18 protein-coding genes are annotated in these 17,282 nt (G+C 62.6%); 15 read left to right on the top strand and 3 right to left on the bottom strand.

Annotation, left to right across the window (positions count from 1 at the left end; translation table 11 throughout):
* Positions 1-121: 121 nt before the first annotated feature.
* Positions 122-2,260 (bottom strand): transglycosylase domain-containing protein, encoded by a 2,139-nt coding sequence (locus tag ACZ9BX_RS09800; RefSeq protein ID WP_476217479.1) that lies wholly within the window; start codon positions 2,258-2,260, stop codon positions 122-124.
* 185 nt (positions 2,261-2,445) lie between these two features.
* On the opposite strand from ACZ9BX_RS09800, the gene ACZ9BX_RS09795 reads away from it, so the two are divergent.
* From ACZ9BX_RS09795 to ACZ9BX_RS09785, 3 genes are all read left to right on the top strand, one after another.
* Positions 2,446-2,919: a YcgN family cysteine cluster protein gene (locus ACZ9BX_RS09795; RefSeq protein ID WP_027507515.1), complete on the top strand. Its 474-nt coding sequence runs from the start codon at positions 2,446-2,448 to the stop codon at positions 2,917-2,919.
* A gap of 42 nt (positions 2,920-2,961) precedes the next feature.
* Positions 2,962-3,876, top strand: coding sequence for an SDR family oxidoreductase (locus tag ACZ9BX_RS09790; RefSeq protein ID WP_476217477.1), 915 nt, complete (start codon positions 2,962-2,964; stop codon positions 3,874-3,876).
* Positions 3,877-3,988: 112 nt separating this feature from the next.
* Positions 3,989-4,153, top strand: a complete 165-nt coding sequence (locus ACZ9BX_RS09785) for a hypothetical protein (RefSeq protein WP_476217475.1) — start codon at positions 3,989-3,991, stop codon at positions 4,151-4,153.
* A 35-nt stretch (positions 4,154-4,188) separates the two neighbouring features.
* Here the strand turns inward: ACZ9BX_RS09785 and ACZ9BX_RS09780 are convergent, their stop codons facing one another.
* Complete coding sequence (locus ACZ9BX_RS09780; protein WP_260307838.1) at positions 4,189-4,320, bottom strand: hypothetical protein; 132 nt, start codon at positions 4,318-4,320, stop codon at positions 4,189-4,191.
* A gap of 129 nt (positions 4,321-4,449) precedes the next feature.
* Here ACZ9BX_RS09780 and ACZ9BX_RS09775 point away from each other — a divergent pair, with 129 nt between their 5' ends.
* Positions 4,450-5,139 (top strand): hypothetical protein, encoded by a 690-nt coding sequence (locus tag ACZ9BX_RS09775; RefSeq protein ID WP_476217472.1) that lies wholly within the window; start codon positions 4,450-4,452, stop codon positions 5,137-5,139.
* A 16-nt stretch (positions 5,140-5,155) separates the two neighbouring features.
* Complete coding sequence (locus ACZ9BX_RS09770) at positions 5,156-5,464, top strand: Dabb family protein (RefSeq protein ID WP_476217470.1); 309 nt, start codon at positions 5,156-5,158, stop codon at positions 5,462-5,464.
* 494 nt (positions 5,465-5,958) lie between these two features.
* Here ACZ9BX_RS09770 and ACZ9BX_RS09765 read toward each other — a convergent pair whose 3' ends face one another.
* Entirely contained in the window at positions 5,959-6,936 is a 978-nt protein-coding gene (locus ACZ9BX_RS09765; protein ID WP_476217468.1) for a nucleoside recognition domain-containing protein, read from the bottom strand.
* Positions 6,937-7,056: 120 nt separating this feature from the next.
* On the opposite strand from ACZ9BX_RS09765, the gene ACZ9BX_RS09760 reads away from it, so the two are divergent.
* From ACZ9BX_RS09760 to ACZ9BX_RS09715, 10 genes are all read left to right on the top strand, one after another.
* A complete protein-coding gene (locus ACZ9BX_RS09760) occupies positions 7,057-7,509 on the top strand; it encodes an Lrp/AsnC family transcriptional regulator (RefSeq protein ID WP_027507508.1) in 453 nt (150 codons plus the stop codon).
* Positions 7,510-7,780: 271 nt separating this feature from the next.
* The gene (locus tag ACZ9BX_RS09755; protein WP_027507507.1) at positions 7,781-8,029 is read left to right on the top strand and encodes a hypothetical protein; all 249 of its coding nucleotides are present in this window, start codon (positions 7,781-7,783) and stop codon (positions 8,027-8,029) included.
* 52 nt (positions 8,030-8,081) lie between these two features.
* On the top strand, positions 8,082-8,753 hold the full coding sequence (locus ACZ9BX_RS09750) for a response regulator transcription factor (protein WP_087002505.1): 672 nt from the start codon (positions 8,082-8,084) through the stop codon (positions 8,751-8,753).
* Positions 8,743-10,143 carry a sensor histidine kinase gene (locus ACZ9BX_RS09745; RefSeq protein ID WP_087002503.1) on the top strand — a complete coding sequence of 467 codons (1,401 nt, stop codon included), beginning with the start codon at positions 8,743-8,745 and terminating at the stop codon, positions 10,141-10,143. The genes ACZ9BX_RS09750 and ACZ9BX_RS09745 overlap by 11 nt, the downstream gene beginning before the upstream one ends.
* Before the next feature lie 119 nt (positions 10,144-10,262).
* Positions 10,263-10,682, top strand: a complete 420-nt coding sequence (locus ACZ9BX_RS09740; RefSeq protein WP_132559963.1) for a hypothetical protein — start codon at positions 10,263-10,265, stop codon at positions 10,680-10,682.
* Between the two features lie 114 nt (positions 10,683-10,796).
* Positions 10,797-11,930 carry a c-type cytochrome biogenesis protein CcmI gene (ccmI, locus tag ACZ9BX_RS09735; protein WP_476217463.1) on the top strand — a complete coding sequence of 378 codons (1,134 nt, stop codon included), beginning with the start codon at positions 10,797-10,799 and terminating at the stop codon, positions 11,928-11,930.
* Complete coding sequence (ccmE, locus tag ACZ9BX_RS09730) at positions 11,927-12,394, top strand: cytochrome c maturation protein CcmE (RefSeq protein WP_476217461.1); 468 nt, start codon at positions 11,927-11,929, stop codon at positions 12,392-12,394. Before ccmI ends, ccmE begins: the two co-directional genes overlap by 4 nt.
* Positions 12,391-14,379 carry a heme lyase CcmF/NrfE family subunit gene (locus ACZ9BX_RS09725; protein ID WP_476217459.1) on the top strand — a complete coding sequence of 663 codons (1,989 nt, stop codon included), beginning with the start codon at positions 12,391-12,393 and terminating at the stop codon, positions 14,377-14,379. The genes ccmE and ACZ9BX_RS09725 overlap by 4 nt, the downstream gene beginning before the upstream one ends.
* Before the next feature lie 152 nt (positions 14,380-14,531).
* Complete coding sequence (locus tag ACZ9BX_RS09720; RefSeq protein ID WP_425376379.1) at positions 14,532-14,975, top strand: cytochrome c-type biogenesis protein; 444 nt, start codon at positions 14,532-14,534, stop codon at positions 14,973-14,975.
* 90 nt (positions 14,976-15,065) lie between these two features.
* Positions 15,066-17,282, top strand: coding sequence for an adenylate/guanylate cyclase domain-containing protein (locus ACZ9BX_RS09715; RefSeq protein ID WP_476217458.1), 2,217 nt, complete (start codon positions 15,066-15,068; stop codon positions 17,280-17,282).

The raw sequence follows: 17,282 nt of genomic DNA, 5'->3' as shown, positions 1-17,282 counted from the left end.
AAGCGTTACATCCGCAGCGACGTTGCTGTTTTCGCCGCGCTTCCCCCAACTTCCCTCATTCCCTTGACAGGTACAAAAATGAGGGCAAACACGCCGCCACCCATCAGCCTTGCAGTGAAACCTACCCCGCGCTCGCCACTTTCTGCGCTTCGAGCGGCGGGGCGGATTTCAGTTTTTCGCCGAGGTCCTTGAGCATCCTGGTCGATTCCACCGAGAGCATGCGGGGGCGGATGAGCTGGGGGATGCTGTCTTCGGGTTTGGCGGCGGCGGTCTTGGCTGTGTCCTTGGCCGGCGGTGCCGGGGTTTCGACGCCGGGAATGGCGCGCGGCACGATGCCTTGGTGGGCGTAATCCATGGCGCGTTTGAAGGTCATGGCCGGAAGCGAACCGCCGGTCATGTTGTTCGTCGAGGTGTAGTCGTCGTTGCCGAACCAGACGGCGCAGGTGTAATTGCCGGTGAAGCCGACGAACCAGGCGTCGCGATAGGCCTGCGTCGTGCCGGTCTTGCCGCCGGTGAGGATGCCGTTGTCGAGCGCTGCCTTGCGGGCGGTGCCAAAATAGGGGATGCGGGTCAGCATCTGGTTCATATAGGTGTCGGCTTTTTCTGACAGCACGCGCTTCGGAGCAGGTTCGTCGCGGTCGAAATCGTAGAGCACGTCTCCGCCGTAATCGAGGATCTGCGCGATGCCATGCCGGCGAGATTGGTAACCGCCCGCCGGAAACACCGCATAAGCCGTCGCCTGGTCGAGCACGGTGACTTCCGACGTACCGATCGGGATCGTCACGTCGTTGCGCACCGGCGATTCGATGCCCAACGCCTTGGCCATGGCGCGGATCGGCTGGATACCGAGCTTGTCCTTGGCAAGCCGCACCGGGATCGTGTTGATCGATTGCGCGATCGCCGTTTCGAGCGTCACGCGGCCGGCATAGCGGTTAGCATAGTTGTGCGGGCTCCAGTTGCCCCAGTAAATCGGCGCGTCAACGATGGTGGTCTGCGGGGTCATGCCGCTCTCCATCGCCACCGCATAGGTAAAGACCTTGAAGGAGGAGCCCGGCTGGCGCAGCGCCCTTGTGGCGCGGTTGAACTGGCTTTCGCCGTAGTCCCGCCCGCCGACCATGGCGCGCACCGCGCCGCCGTTTTCAAGCATCACCATCGCGCCCTGCTTGGCATGAAAGGACTCTCCATATTCGCGCAGCGACGTCTCGACCGCGTCTTCCGCAGCCTTCTGGATGCCCATGTCGATCGTGGTGCGCACGATCAGCGAATGCTGGTGGAAGCGGGCGGCGAGGCGTTGCACCTCCTCGAAGGCCCAGTCGAGGAAGAAGTCGGGCGATTCCTGCTTGTTGCGGTCGACGATCGTCGCCGGGCTGCGGCGGGCGGCAATCACCTGGCCCTCGGTCATCAATCCGCTCTGGACGATATTGGTGAGTACTTCGTTGGCGCGGGCACGCGCCGCCGGCAGGTTGATGTGCGGCGCATATTTCGCCGGCGCTTTGAAGAGGCCGGCAAGCATGGCGGACTCGGCGAGGTTCACGTCGGTGATGTTCTTGCCGAAATAGAACTGCGACGCCGCCGCCGCACCGAAGGTGCCGCCGCCCATATAGGCGCGGTCGAGATAGGTGGAGAGGATCTCCTTCTTCGACAGGTTGGCTTCGAGCCAGAGCGCCAGGAAGGCTTCGGTGATCTTGCGGTCGATCGAGCGCTCGTTGGACAAAAACAGGTTCTTGGCAAGCTGCTGCGTCAGCGTCGAGCCGCCCTGGACGACCTCGCCGGCCCGCGCATTCTCGCTCATCGCGCGGAACAGGCCGATAAAATCGATGCCGAAATGGTCGAAGAAGCGGCGGTCCTCGGTGGCGAGCACCGCCTTGATCAGCGAATCCGGCAATTCGTCGATCGGCAGCGAATTCTGATGGATGACGCCGCGGTGGCCGATGACATTGCCGTAACGGTCGGTGAAGGTGACGGCGAAATCGCCGCGATTGCGCCAATCTTCCTTGGTAGCCTCTAACGCAGGCTGGGCGAGGAGGAGCATCAGCACCGAACCGGCAGCCCCGAGCGTCAATGCTTCGCCGCCAAGTTCGAAGACGATGCGCTTCCAGCCGCGCACGCGGAAGCGGCGGAAGAAGATGGTGACGTCTTCCCAGATCTCGGCGGAACGGAAGCCGGCATTCCAGAGGCTGGAATCGATCCAGGAATCGATCTTCAGCAGGATGTGCCGGCTCTTGCGCGGGCGCTTTTCTGGATTGTCCGGATCCTGCACGTTCTTCTTCCCGCCCGATCGCGCTTGACGGCTGGCGAGCCAGGCGTCAGAGCACAGCCATCTATCGGCATTGCGCTCTTCGATAAACGAAGCATGCTGAATAATTGGTTGATTTAGCGGCCGATAACAAGAGAATTGAAGGCGTCTCACGCGAATTTGCGGGCGCTGTTGCAAGAAAACGGATGATGAACGAAGTACCCTTCTGGAAGCGGAAAACGCTGAATGAAATGAACAGCGAGGAATGGGAAAGCCTCTGCGACGGCTGCGGGCTCTGTTGCCTCAACAAGCTGGAGGAGTGGGACTCGGGTGACGTTTATTTCACCTCGGTCGCTTGCAAGCTCCTCGACGGCGAAAGCTGCCGCTGTTCGAACTACGAGAAGCGGCGGGATTTCGTGCCGGACTGCGTGCAACTGACGAAACAGAACGTGCAGGAAATCGCCTGGCTACCGCCGACCTGCGGCTACCGGCTGGTGAACGAGGGCCACGACCTCTACTGGTGGCATCCGCTGGTCTCTGGCGATCCGGAAACCGTGCATCAGGCTGGCATCTCCGCCCGAGGGCGGACGATCAGCGAGACGGAGATCGATCCGGACGACCTGGAGGACTACGTCGTCGACTGGCCGCTGACGGTGGGCGGCGGCGAGCGGGCGAAGGGGTAGTCCAGGCGTCGCGGAAGCTTTTCTAGCGTAGAGGACGGGACAGTGGCAGCAGACCTCAAGGGAAAGGTGGCACTCGTTGCCGGCGGCACGCGCGGCGCTGGACGCGGGATTGCCGTGGAGATTGGCGCGGCGGGCGCGACCGTCTACGTGACCGGCCGCACGACCCGGGAGCGGCAATCGGAGTACGGCAGGCCCGAGACGATCGAGGAAACGGCGGAAATGGTAACGGCCGCCGGCGGCAGGGGCATTGCTGCGCGCGTCGATCATCTGGAGGCCGGCGAGGTCGAGGCGCTGGTAGCGCGCATCCGCCGCGAGGAAGGACGGCTCGACATTCTCGTCAACGACATCTGGGGCGGAGAGAAGCTGACGGAATGGAACAAGTCGGTCTGGGAGCATTCGCTGGAGAAGGGGCTGCACATGCTACGGCTGGCGATCGACACCCATCTCATCACCGCCCATTACGCGCTGCCGCTGATGATCGAGCGGCCGGGCGGCTTGCTGGTGGAGCTGACCGACGGAACCGCGGAATACAACGCCGCGCATTACCGGCTGAACCCCTATTACGACCTGGTGAAGACCGGCGTGATCCGCATGGCCTGGGCGCATGCCAAGGACCTTGCGCCACATGGCGCGATGGCCGTTGCGCTGACGCCCGGCTGGATGCGCTCGGAAATGATGCTGGATGCCTATCAGGTGCGCGAGGAGAACTGGTGGGAGGCGGCGAAGATGCAGCCGCATTTCGTCATCTCCGAAACCCCGCGCTTCACCGGCCGCGCCGTCGCAGCCCTTGCCGCCGACCCGGACCGCGCCCGCTGGAACGGCCAATCGCTGTCGAGCGGCGGGCTCGCGAAGATCTATGGTTTCAACGATCTGGACGGCTCGCGGCCGGACTGCTGGCGGTATATGGACGAGGTGATGGAGGCGGGGAAAGAGGCGGATGCTACCGGGTATCGGTGAGGGTGGGCTCAGCGGGCGAGGTTGTCGGGGGGGCTAGAGCGAGGAGCAGGCGCGGAGCGGTGCTCGGTGAGAAGCTACGCATCATGCTGAACCAGATGACGTGGAGATGCGGGTGCAGTTTTCCGCCTTCGTCGAGCTCCGCAAGGTGGCGGAGACGAGGCGGCGGCAAAGTTGCGTCTGGCCGAACGGCGTGGTGGCGCAGGTGGACGCGCTCGTCTGGGCGCTGACGGCGCTGATCTTCGACGGCGGCGGCGAACCGAAGGTGCGGGGGATTTGAACGATCCGCCGTCTCGCCTTTTGTGTTTTACGGGTTTATCGCTGCTTGGGCGGCTGCGGCGCCGGGCGCGGCGTTTCGCGCTCCGGGCGGATCTGGCGCCACTCGTTTTCCATCTGGTCGACGAGGTGCTGGGGAATGGTGGGCTGGCTGTTGGCGGGCGTTTGCATTCGGTCTCCTGTCCTTCGGCGAGCTTCGACAGATAACGCATGACATAGGCCAAATGCGGTGTAAATCAGGGGCTTAAGTGCTTTAAACGATTGAAATTATTTTAATCGATTAGGACCAGGACGAATTCCATGGTTATCCACATCGACCGGACATTCTTCTTCGACACCGTGCGGCAAAGCCTGTTCAAAGGCACCCTTTCAGACAGCCAAGTCGAGGGCACGGCGGCGATTTTCGACTACTTCGAGGCGCGCATGCCGGAGGCGGATTGGCGCTGGCTCGCCTATATAATGGCGACGGCTTTCCACGAGACGGCCTTCACGATGCAGCCGGTGCGCGAGACGCTGGCCGACAGCGATGCAAGGGCGATCGAGATTCTCGACCGCGCCTATGCGGCGGGCAGGCTTTCCTGGGTAAAGACAGTCTACTGGAAACCGGACGAGGATGGAAAATGCTGGCTGGGGCGTGGCCTAGTGCAGCTCACCCACAAGCGCAATTACGAGGCGATGAGCAGGGTGACCGGCATCGATCTCGTCGCCGAGCCGGACCGGGCGATGGAGATGCCGGCCGCCGTGACGATCCTGATCGAAGGAATGGTGGCGGGCAGTTTCACCGGGCACAGGCTGGCCGATCACCTGAACGCCGAAAAGGAAGACTGGATGAACGCGCGGCGCATCGTCAACGGCACGGACCGGGCGGAAAAGCTCGCCGCTTACGGCAAGGCCTTCCATGCGGCTTTGCGCCGCGAGGCCGCGCCGGGCGTCTGGCAGCGGTTGAAGGGGTGGATCGTGCGTGCTATCGCACGGCTTTGTCGAGACTGAGTCAAGGAGTGCCCCGGTGATCCGCCATATCGTTTTCTTCACCGCCAGCGCGGAAAACGTGGAAAAGGTGCGCGCCGGGCTTTCGGTGCTGACGGCGATACCGCATGCGCGGCTGCTGGAAATCGGTACCAATGTGAAAACCGACCAGTTCGGCACCGATGTCGACCTAGTGGTCTACGGCGAATTCGACGACGAAGCGGCACTTGCGGCTTACAAGGCGCATCCGGACTACCAGCGCTCGATCGACCTGGTGCGGCCGGTCCGGGGAATGCGGATTGCGGCGGATTATGATGTCGAAACAGCGGTGAGAAAGCCGTTCGGCTGATTTGCGATTGATGGTTCGAGACCGCCCCTGCGGGCCTCCTCACCATGAGGGCACTGTGATGGCCGATCGTTTGCCCCGCACCTTAACCCTTCCCCGTTAAAACGGGCGAGGGACGTGCCCCACGCTGGCTTGCTGGCCGTGTTAGAGTGGGCGGCATATCCTCTTTTCCCCATCGGCGAGAAGGTGCCAGCATGCCGGATGAGGGGGCTTGGCGGCATAGGCCGCCTTTCGCTCTTCGCTCAAGGGCACGCGTCGCTTTCGCTCTGCATCCCCCTCATCTGTCCTTCGGACATCTTCTCCCCGCTGGCTGCATACGACGGGCTTCGACATTTCAGCCGATCGTGAATATCGCGGGAGCCATCGGCGGCCTGCTGGCGGTCCATGGCAGGCTGACGGCGACCTTGGCGATCCGGCAGGCCTTTCGCTGAGGGAATTTCAGGCGTTCGGTAGCAAGTGGCAGCTTTCCGGCCGAAGCGGTCTTTGCAGATGATAGCTTATCCGCCTTCTGGCTGCGCGTGCGGCGGTCGGAAAACTTGCGCGAAAAATGTCTCATCGGAAAGGCGGCGAAGCAGAGCGGCAATCACTGCGGTTGCCACTATGGCAAAAGCGACACGACCTAAGAGAACGCCGTAGACATCCGCGCCGAGCGAGATCACCAGGATCGTGTCCTCGATCACGCTGTGGGCGAAGCCCATGAACACGCACGAGAGAAAGACCTGGCGCGGCGATACTGCGCCCGATCGCGCCTCGCGGATCAGAAGACCGGCACCGTAGGAAATACCCAGGAACAAGCCGACAGCGGTGAGATGCTCTGCTTCGCCACGGATGCCGGCAAGGCGCAACAAGGGCGATAGGGCTTTCATCATCAAGTCTAATAGCCCGATTATCCGAATGAGTTCGAGGCTCCACGACAGAAGGACAAGGATTGCCAGCATCCACATCATGGTCTCGGCAAGAGCCCAGAAGTATGCAGCCCAACTGACCGCGGCACTCATTGGGATCCAGGTCGGGTTGACCGAAGCCGACAGCCACCCCGTGGCCACGAGGACATGATGGAGGAGGAAGGCGTAGAGCAGGCCGCCCAAGATGCGCAGCAGCGTCGTCACAATCATCCCCGGTCCAGCTTGCTGGATGATCTTCTGCTCGGTCGGCAGGCCATGCGCGAAGAGGATGAGCGCCGAGAACACGGTGACGTCCGCCACGCTCAGCGAGGATGCGGTAATCAGCGCGAAAATCAGCGGGATCGCGCCCCATATACCGACAAGCATTCCTGTCAGCCACGCCAGCCCGAGCTCCGGCGGCAGGCCAATCAGGTGCATGACGGGCGCAAATGCAGGCGCCACGGCCTTGATCACGCCCATTCTCGCCAGCAGTTCCGTCAGAAGCGTGATGGGAACCATGACGCGGACAAGCACCCAGTAAATCTCGAGGGTTTCTCGGGTTGTGCGTAAGATGGGCATTAAGAACGGCATGCGAGACCTCCATAGCGGTTGCCTCAATCTGCTACCCTTGGCTGTTTCGAATTTGTGGTCAAAGATTGCAGATCCGTGCAATTTTATTGCAAAGACGTGACTGATGGATGAGATGAGAACATGGATCGGATCGACCGGAAGCTTTTGAACCTGATGCAGCGCGACGCATCGCGCACCAATGTCGACATGGCCGAGGAAGTAGGCCTGTCGCCCTCCAGTTGTCTGCGCCGTGTGCAGCGGCTGCGCAAATCAGGTTTCATTGACAGAACTGTAGCAATCCTCAATCCCACCAAGGCCGACCGCAGGATCAAGGCGCTGATTACCGTCGAGCTGAAGTTGCACGGTGAGCAGCACATGCGCCGCTTCCTGGAAATCGCGGCTTCAGAAGAGGCCGTTTCACAAGCCTATGCCGTGACGGGCGAAACCGACGTCGTTCTGATGGTGCGTCTGCGCGACATGGAAGAATTGGACGCACTCTGCGAGCGGCTTTTTCGCGATCAGACCAATGTAGCCCGCTTCTTCACCATGATGATCATCCGAACCGCCAAGGAAGAGACGGCGATTTGGCTATGATCGGATGCCGTTTCCAGCCGACCGCTTCAGGCGCGAAGCAGCCTTCAAAAATCCTTCGAAAGCTGGGGCAGCTTCTACCGAAGGCCGCGAATTCCGTGGCGGGTGCCCTTGGTTCCGGGCGTCCCTCTCTCGTCTTTCGGCTGCGAAACGCCTTGGGAAAAATACAGTCCAGAATTGTTCTAAAGGCCCGACTTTACAGTGCATTCATTTGCCATTCAGGTCACGTGAGTACATAGTCGGAGCAAGTTGGAATTACGTTGGAAGCATATACATGGCCTCTCTCTTGAGCGTCGTAGCTTTGGCCGCCGGGCTGGCGGCACCGGCGCCCTCGCCGGACGACTCGCGCCCTCTGATCGTGCGCGTCGCGGGCGATTGCAGCGCGGCGGCCGAGCAGGTCGTCGAGCAGACGGGCGGACAGCTTCTGTCCGTGCAGCCGTCCGGTAACACCTGTATCATCACCGTTCTCGTCCAGGGCAACGGCCAGCGGCCGCGGAAGGTGACCGTCAGGGTTCCGATGTAGGCGGAATCGGCCTATGAAGCACCAGTGATATAGTCGAGGTGAAAGCGGACCGATGCGCATTCTGGTAGTCGAAGACGACGTCAATCTGAACCGGCAGCTCGCCGACACGCTGAAGGAGGCGGGCTATGTCGTCGACCAGGCCTTCGACGGCGAGGAAGGGCATTTCCTCGGTGACACCGAGCCTTATGACGCGATCATCCTCGACATCGGTCTGCCCGAGATGGACGGCGTCACCGTTATCGAAAAATGGCGCGGCGCGGGGCGCGGCATGCCGGTTCTAATCCTGACCGCCCGCGACCGCTGGAGCGACAAGGTCGCCGGCATCGATGCCGGGGCTGACGATTACGTGACAAAGCCTTTCCATGTCGAGGAAGTGCTGGCGCGCATTCGCGCCCTGATTCGCCGCGCGGCCGGGCATTCCTCCTCCGAGATCATCTGCGGCCCGGTGCGGCTCGACACCAAGACCTCCAAGGCGATGGTCAACGGCGTGACGCTGAAGCTCACTTCGCATGAATACCGGCTGCTCGCCTATCTGATGCACCACATGGGCGAGGTGGTTTCCCGCTCGGAACTGGTCGAGCACATGTACGACCAGGATTTCGATCGCGATTCCAACACGATCGAGGTTTTCGTCGGCCGCCTGCGCAAGAAGATGGGCGTGGACCTGATCGAAACGGTGCGCGGTCTCGGCTACCGCATCCAAGCGCCGAACAATGCGAATTAAGTCGCTCACCGCACGCGTTCTGCTTCTGACGACCGTCTGGTCGACCGTGGCGCTTGTAGTGATCGGCCTGTTGATTTCCACGCTTTACCGCCGCAGCGCCGAACGCGGCTTCCAGGATCTGCTGCGCGCCCAGCTCTACAACGTCATCAATTCCGTGACGATCGGCGACCAGGGCGCCTTGAGCGGCAGCCCGCAGCTTGGCGACCTGCGCTTCGCCCAGCCGAGGACCGGCTGGTATTGGGTGGTGGAGCCGCTTGGGACCTATACGGCAGCCCCGCTGGTTTCGCCGTCGCTGGGATCGGCGACGATCCCCGTTCCGTCCGTGCTGGAAGCGCCCTTCGACAAGAACTACGAGCGCTACTACCAGGTGACGGACGCGACGGGAAACCGCGTACAGGTGGCCGAAACCGAAGTCGTGCTCGACACCGACGGACGCGCGGCGCGTTTCAGGGTGAGCGGCAATGTCGAGGTCGTCGAGAGCGACGTCAGCAACTTCTCCCACAGTCTCTACCTGGCGCTTGCCGGCTTCGGGGTCGGCAGCCTGATCGTCAACGCGCTCGCCATTCTTTATGGCCTGAAGCCGCTCGACAAAGCCCGCGCGGCGCTGGAGCGCATCCGGGCGGGCGAGAGCGAGCAGTTGAAGGGCGATTTCCCGCGAGAAATCCTGCCGCTGGCAAACGAGGTGAATGCGCTCATCGACAGCAACCGGCGCATCGTCGAGCGCGCGCGGATGCAGGTCGGCAATCTGGCGCATTCGCTGAAGACGCCGATTGCGGTCCTGCTCAACGAGGCAAGGGTTCTGGAGCGCCCGCACGGCGACCTGGTGCGCAGTCAGGCGGAAGCGATGCAGGGACAGGTGCAATCCTATCTCAACCGGGCACGCATTGCCGCCCAACGCGAATCCGTGCTGGCGAGAACCGACGCCGAACCGGCGCTGGAGCGGCTGGTGCGCGTGATGCGGCGGCTCAACGTCGACAAGGAATTCGAGCTCAGCATATCGCCACATCTCGCGGTCGCCATGGAGCAGCAGGATCTGGAAGAGACCGTCGGCAACCTTTTGGAGAATGCGTCGCGCTTTGCCACGACGAAGGTGCGGTTGAGCGCTGCTGAAGTGACAGGAGATGTAAAGGGCGCCGAAGCGAGCGCACGGCGGCACTGGGTGGAGCTTGTCGTCGAGGACGACGGGCCGGGGCTGGAGCCCGACCAGATCCGCGAGGCGCTCAAGCGCGGGCGGCGACTGGACGAAAGCAAGCCGGGAACGGGCCTCGGGCTTTCGATCGTCACTGAGATCTCCAACGAGTATCAGGGCCGGCTCGAGCTCTCCCGCGGCGAGTGGGGCGGCCTCAAGGCGCGGCTGATTTTGCCCGGCGTCACAAAGGATGTTGCATGAGCAATTGCTTGATGCCACAAAGACATAGGCAATTGCATAGCATGCTTTGCCTTAATGCCGACAAGGGGCGATGCGCATCTGACGGCACCGATTCGACACCCCGATGCTGGTTTCACCGAATGACGTTACGACCGAATGTTCTGATCGTTTCCTCGCTTCTTGTTGCCGTTGCGCTGTCGTCGTGCACGACCGCGAAGGGTGGTGGCGGGCTGTTTTCCCGCAAACCTTCGGCATCGGCGGCGTTCATTACGGCACTGCAGGGCGGGATTGCCGGCCGCAGCGGCGTGCAGCTGAGCGACAGCGACAAACAGCGGGCTCTCGAAGCCGAATATCGGGCGCTCGAAGGCGCGGCCGTTGGCCAGCCGGTCGTCTGGAGCGGACGCAATGTAAGCGGCAAGGTTGTGGCGGCCGCACCTTATCAGGTTGGTTCGCAGAACTGCCGTCAATACACGCATACGCTGACTGCGGACAGCAAGGATACCATCGCGCGCGGCGCGGCCTGCCGCAACAGCGACGGAAGCTGGTCGCCGCTCGGCTGAATTTGGCCGGTTCTGCACATAACTTCCTTCTAAAATGCGGCCAAACGCCTCAAATCTTCGTCATTCTGGCTTTGCCAGTTGGAATGGCCCCGCGCTTCAAGTATTTGGGCCGGTATGATGTTCTGGATTTTGGTGGCCGCGATGACGGCGGCTGTTGCCGCCCTCCTGCTTTATCCGCTTTTGCGCGGCGCGACGGCGGCCGAGGACGACCGTGCCGGCGAGGCGGCGGTCTACCGCGATCAGCTGCGCGAACTCGACCGCGATCTGGCCGGCGGGTTGATTTCGGCCGACGAGGCGGATTATGCGCGGGCGGAAATCGGCCGCAGGCTGATTGCCGTCTCGGCTGCCGAGCCGAAGGCGGTAACCAAACCTGCACAGCACCACCGCCTCAGCGAGGCCTTCGTTCTCCTGCTGCTGCCGGTTCTCGGGCTCTGTCTTTACATCGCGATGGGCAGGCCGGAACTGCCGTCGCAGCCGTTGGCGGCGCGGTTGGAAAACCCCGGCAACGATATGGCGGTGCTGATCGTGAAGGCGGAGCGGCATCTGGCGGCGAATCCGGAGGACGGCAAGGGCTGGGATGTGTTGGCGCCTATCTATTACAATGCGTTGCGGATCGCCGATGCGGAGAAGGCGTACCGCAATGCGATCCGGCTGCTTGGGCCGACCCCGACCCGTCTCGACGGGCTTGCCGAAACGCTGATGGCGAGCGCGAACGGTGTCGTGACCGAGGAAACCCGCAAGGTGCTCGAGCAGTCGCTGACGCTGGAGCCTGAAAACCCGCGTGCGAAATTCTACGTCGCGCTGAGTATCGAGCAGGCGGGGCAGGCGGCCGAGGCCAAGGCAGCCTTCGAGGCGCTAGCAAAGGAATCGCCGGCCGATGCGCCGTGGCTGCCGCTCGTCAACGAGCACATCGCCAAGAACGGTGGTGCTCCGGCGGCGGACGGCACGGCGCTTGGCAATCCCACGGAGGAGGACGTCGCGGCAGCCCAGGATATGAGGACCGGCGACCAACAGCAGATGATCCGCGGCATGGTGGAAAGCCTAGATCACAAGCTGGCGGCAGATCCCAATAATTTCGAGGGCTGGATGCGGCTCGTTCGCTCCTATGCCGTACTGAACGATAAGGATCGCGCAGCGAGCGCGTTGAAGCGCGGGCTGGCAGTGTTTCCGGAGGATGGCGAAAAGGGCAGGCAGCTGATTGCGCTGGGACGCGAGCTCGGCGTTGCGGCGGAGGGGGAGACGGAATGACGCGCAAGCAGAAGCGTCTGGCGGTGATCGGCGGCGGCATGGGCTTCATCCTTGCCGCGGTGCTGCTCGTCATGTTCGCCTTCAGCCAGTCGGTCGCCTATTTCTACATGCCGGCCGATCTCGCCAGGACGCCGGTCGCACCCGAGACGCGCATCCGCCTCGGGGGGCTGGTTGGCGAGGGCAGCGTCGTGCGCGGCGCCGGCTCCACGGTGGAATTTGCCGTCACCGACGGCAGCGGCGATGCCGTGAAGGTCAGATACACCGGCATCCTGCCCGACCTGTTCCGCGAGGGGCAGGGCGTGGTGACCGAAGGCAAGTTTGCGGTCGGCAGCCGGGAGTTCATCGCCGACACAGTGCTTGCCAAGCACGACGAGAAATACATGCCCAAGGACGTCGCCGATCGGCTGAAGGCGCAGGGTTTCTGGCAGGAAAGCAAGGGGCAGGAAGGCGAGGGTACGCAATGATCATCGAGATCGGGCACTACGCACTCGTCCTGGCGCTGGCGACGGCGATCGTTCTTTCGGTCGTGCCGGTGATCGGCGCGCGCAGGCTCGATCCGGCGATGATGGATGTGGCGCCACTCGGTTCTGTCGTGCTCTTTGCGCTGGTGGCTTTCTCCTTCGGCATTTTAACCTATGCGCATGTCGCCTCCGACTTTACCGTCAGGAACGTCTGGGAGAACTCGCATTCGCTGGTGCCGCTGATCTACAAATATTCCGGCGTCTGGGGCAATCACGAAGGCTCGATGATGCTGTGGCTACTGATCCTTGCGCTGTTCAGCGCGCTGGTGGCGCTCTTCGGCCGCAATCTACCGGACAGGCTGAAGGCGAACGTGCTGTCGGTGCAGGCCTGGATTTCGGCGGCCTTCATCCTCTTCATCCTCTTGACCTCGAACCCGTTTACCCGCCTCGACCCGGCACCGGCCGAGGGCCGCGACCTCAATCCGGTGCTGCAGGATATCGGACTCGCCATCCATCCGCCGCTGCTCTATCTCGGCTATGTCGGCTTTTCGGTGTGCTTCTCCTTTGCCGTCGCAGCATTGATGGAAGGCCGGATCGATGCCGCCTGGGCGCGCTGGGTGCGGCCCTGGACTCTGGCCGCCTGGACCTTCCTGACTCTCGGCATCGCCATGGGCTCCTACTGGGCTTATTACGAACTCGGCTGGGGCGGCTGGTGGTTCTGGGACCCGGTCGAGAACGCCTCCTTCATGCCATGGCTTGCCGGAACGGCGCTCCTGCATTCGGCGCTGGTGATGGAGAAGCGCGAGGCGCTAAAGATCTGGACCGTGCTCCTGGCGATCCTCACCTTCTCGTTGTCGCTGATGGGCACCTTCCTGGTGCGCTCCGGGGTGCTGACCTCGGTTCATGCCTTTGCGAGCGACCCGAGCCGCGGCGTCTTCATTCTCTGCATTCTGATGATCTTCATCGGCGGCGCGCTGTCGCTGTTTGCGTTCCGTGCGCCGCGTCTGAGCGCGGGCGGTCTCTTCGCGCCCATTTCGCGCGAAGGCGCGCTGGTGCTGAACAACCTCATCCTCACCGTTGCCTGCGGCACTGTCTTGACCGGAACGCTCTATCCGCTGCTTCTGGAGACCTTGACTGGCGACAAGATTTCCGTCGGCGCGCCGTTCTTCAATATGACCTTCGGGCTCTTGATGGCTCCGTTGCTGCTTGTCGTGCCCTTCGGACCACTGCTTTCCTGGAAGCGCGGCGATCTTATGGGCGTGTTGCAGCGGCTCTATCTGGTTGCCGGCCTGGCCTTCGTCGCGGCGCTTGCCTTCTTCTATGCCGAGCACGGCGGCCCGGTGCTGTCCGTGCTTGGGCTGGCGGCCGGGCTGTTCCTCGTCCTCGGCGCCGTTGCCGATCTCTGGTATCGCGCCGGTATCGGCAAGGTTAAGGCCCATGTCGCCTGGAAGAGGCTCACTGGTCTGCCGCGCTCGGCCTTCGGCACGGCGCTGGCGCACGCCGGACTTGGCGTGACCGTGCTCGGCATCGTTGCGGTGTCGGCCTTTTCGACCGAGCATGTGCTCGAGATGAAACCCGGCGAGATTGCCGATGCCGGCGGCTACACACTGCATTTCGACGGCATGCAGCCGGCGACCGGACCGAACTTCAGCGAGGAGCGCGGGCACTTCAGCGTGCGGCGCGGCGGTGTCGAAGTCGCCGGCACCTGGTCGTCGAAGCGGGTCTATGCTGCCCGCCAGATGCCGACGACCGAAGCCGGCATCCTGACTTTCGGGGCAAGCCAGCTCTACGTGTCGCTCGGCGATCCGACCAATGACGGCGGCATTGTCGTCCGCGTCTGGTGGAAGCCGTTCATTCTTTGCATCTGGGGCGGGGCGCTGATGATGGCGGTGGGCGGCTTCGTATCGCTCTCCGACCGGCGGCTGCGAGTCGGCGCGCCGCGCCGCAAGGCGAAACCGGTAAAACCGGCCATGGAGGCGGCGGAGTGACAGGTTCATTGTCTCCCTCATTCCTGTGCTTGTCACAGGAATCCAGCGCGCCCAAGTCGTTGGGCGCAGAAGACTCATTTCCTGTGACAAGCACAGGAGTGAGGGGAGGAGAGGTTCGGCGCGTCCCTAGAACATCGCACTTTTTCTCTCGCATTCTCGTAGCCCTCTTCATACTCTTCGCCTCTTTTCCCGCCCTCGCCGTGAACCCCGACGAGGTGCTTGCCGATCCGGCGCTCGAAGCCCGCGCCCGCTCACTGTCGGCCGAACTGCGCTGCATGGTCTGCCAGAACCAGTCGATCGACGATTCCAATGCCGACCTTGCCAAGGACCTCAGGCTCCTGGTGCGCGAGCGCATCTCCGATGGCGACACCGACGAGGAGGTTCTGAACTACATCGTCTCGCGTTACGGCGAATTCGTGCTGCTGAAGCCAAGGCTCAGTCTTCGGACCATCCTGCTGTGGGGTGCCCCGGTGCTCTTGGTGGCCGCAGGCGGCGTCGCGCTCACGGTCTTTGCGCGGCGGCGGGCCGGCAAGCCGACCGGCAGCCGCCTGACGGCGGAGGAGCAGGCAAAGCTCGACGAACTGCTCGGCAAGTGAGCCGGCCCGCGTCCCGCTGACAGCATAATGGCTTCGCCAATCAACCTGCGGTAAGATACCCGAGCGGGCCATCGCAGACGCGGGGATGACATGGAGCGCCGTCTTGCAGCAATTCTGATCGCTGACGTCGCCGGTTACAGCCGTTTGAGCCAGATCGACGAAGAGGGCACGCGTCGCCACTTCCAGGCGGATATGGACGACATTATCCGGCCCAAGATTACCGAACATCATGGCCGGCTGGTCAAGACCATGGGCGATGGACTGCTGGTCGAATTTCACAGCGTTGTCGATGCTTTGCATTGCGCAATTGACGTACAGCGCGAGAAGGCGGCGCGAAAGAAATCCGGCGATGGAGCGATGCGCCTCGATTTCCGCATCGGTGTGAATCTTGGCGATATCATCGTCGAAGGCGATGATATTCAGGGTGACGGCGTCAATATCGCTGACCGCATACAAGCGCTGGCCGAGCCGGGCGGGATCGCGATCTCCGGCACGACCTACGATCAGGTGAAAACCAAACTCGACGTCGGTTATACGTCACTCGGCATGCAGAAGGTGCGGAGCATCGTAGAGCCGATCCGCGTCTACCAGGTCGTGCTCGACCCGGTCTCGGCGAGAGCAGCGCCGAAGCGTTTCAAGCGCCTGTTGCGGAAACCTGCCGGCCTTACGGCTGCCATTGCCTTCCTGTTGCTGGCCGCTGCCGCAGCCTACTGGTTACAGCCATGGGAGCTTGGCCAGACGCCAACGCTGGTCGAGCGCTTCGCCTATCCTTTGCCGGACAAGCCTTCGGTGGCTGTGCTACCCTTCATCAATGTCAGTGGCGATACGGAGCAGGATCACCTGGCCCAGGGGCTGACCGACGACCTAATTACCGAGCTATCCAAGGTTTCGGGGCTTTTCGTCATCGCCAGACATTCGGTATTTGCCATCCAGAACAGTGCGGGCAAGATTCAGGACGTGGCGGCGGAACTCGGCGTGCACTACGTGCTCGAAGGCACGTTGCAGCGCGCGGGGCCACGACTGCGGATCAACGTCAAGCTGATCGACGCGCTGAGCGGCCTTTCGGTCTGGGCTGAGCGCTACGACCGCCAATATGTCGATCTGTTCGCCATTCAGGACGACGTCACCGGCAAGATCATCTCTGCGCTTTCGGTTCAGCTCAGCGAAGGCGAGCGCACGCAGCTGGAGCGGATACCGAGCGACAACTTGGAAGCCTACGATTACTACATGCGTGCGGAGCAGGAGGGCACTGCCTACAGCGACGTGGATACCTATCGCCGGACGCTATCCTATTATCAGAAGGCCATCGACCTCGATCCGAACTTTGCCGATGCGCATGCTGGCATCGCGCGCGTTGCCGTCGACGTCTGGCGCAATGACTATAACTTCCTCTGGTCGGCGGCGGTGGCACGCAAGATCGCCTATGACGCCGCCGGACAGGCGCTCAAGCTCGACCCCGACAATGCGCGGGCCCACACCGTTCTCGCCCTGTTGCAGCTGGTGGACGGGCGCGCCGCCGAGGCACGGGATTCGGCAAACCGCGCGGTCGAGGCGCAGCCGAACAGCGCGGAGGCCTTCGGCAACCTGGCTCTGATCCTTGCCCATACGGGAAGCCACGACGAGGCGGTCGCCGAGATGGAAAAGGCCCTGCGGCTCGATCCCGAGCCGCAGCCGAGCGTCCGGCTGCTGGCGGGGATCGTCTTTTACACGGCGCGGGACAACAGGCGCGCAATCCCGCTCATCGAGGCGGCACGGGATGCGCTGCCGAATGCGGAGCCTTCGCGCGAGTACCTGACGGCTGCCTATGCCTATGAAGGGGACCGGGTTCGCGCCGAGCAGGAGAAGGGCAAGCTTCTGGAGCTGTTTCCGGACGCCAACCTTACCTACTACAGCTATCTCTACGACTACTGGCGCGAAGACGACCTGGAGCACCATCTGGGCGGATTGCGCGCGGCCGGGATTCCGGAGTGGCCCTTCGGGTTCGTGGGCTCGGAGGTCGATCGACTGGACGCGGACGCCCTACGCGACCTGATCAGCGACAAGACGTGGAGCGGAAAACACAAAAACGGAACTGTGTTCGTCCAGTATTTCGACAAGGCGGGCAATACCGCCTACCGCAGCGCCAACACCAATATTACCGGCACGGTCGAGGTGCAGGGAAACAGGCTCTGTGAGCGGTTCGGCGGCTATTTCCTCGACCGCATGGTGTGCGGGCAGGTCTACAGAAACAAGGACGCCGGACAAGCCGGCGCCCAGTATGTTCACGTGACCCCGCAGGCGCTGAAGTTCTTCTCGTTGGCGCCTTGA

The organism is Rhizobium sp. USDA 3886, assembly GCF_056279785.1.
Note: the sequence above shows the minus strand (reverse complement) of the source record. Positions and strands in the feature narration are given on the sequence as shown.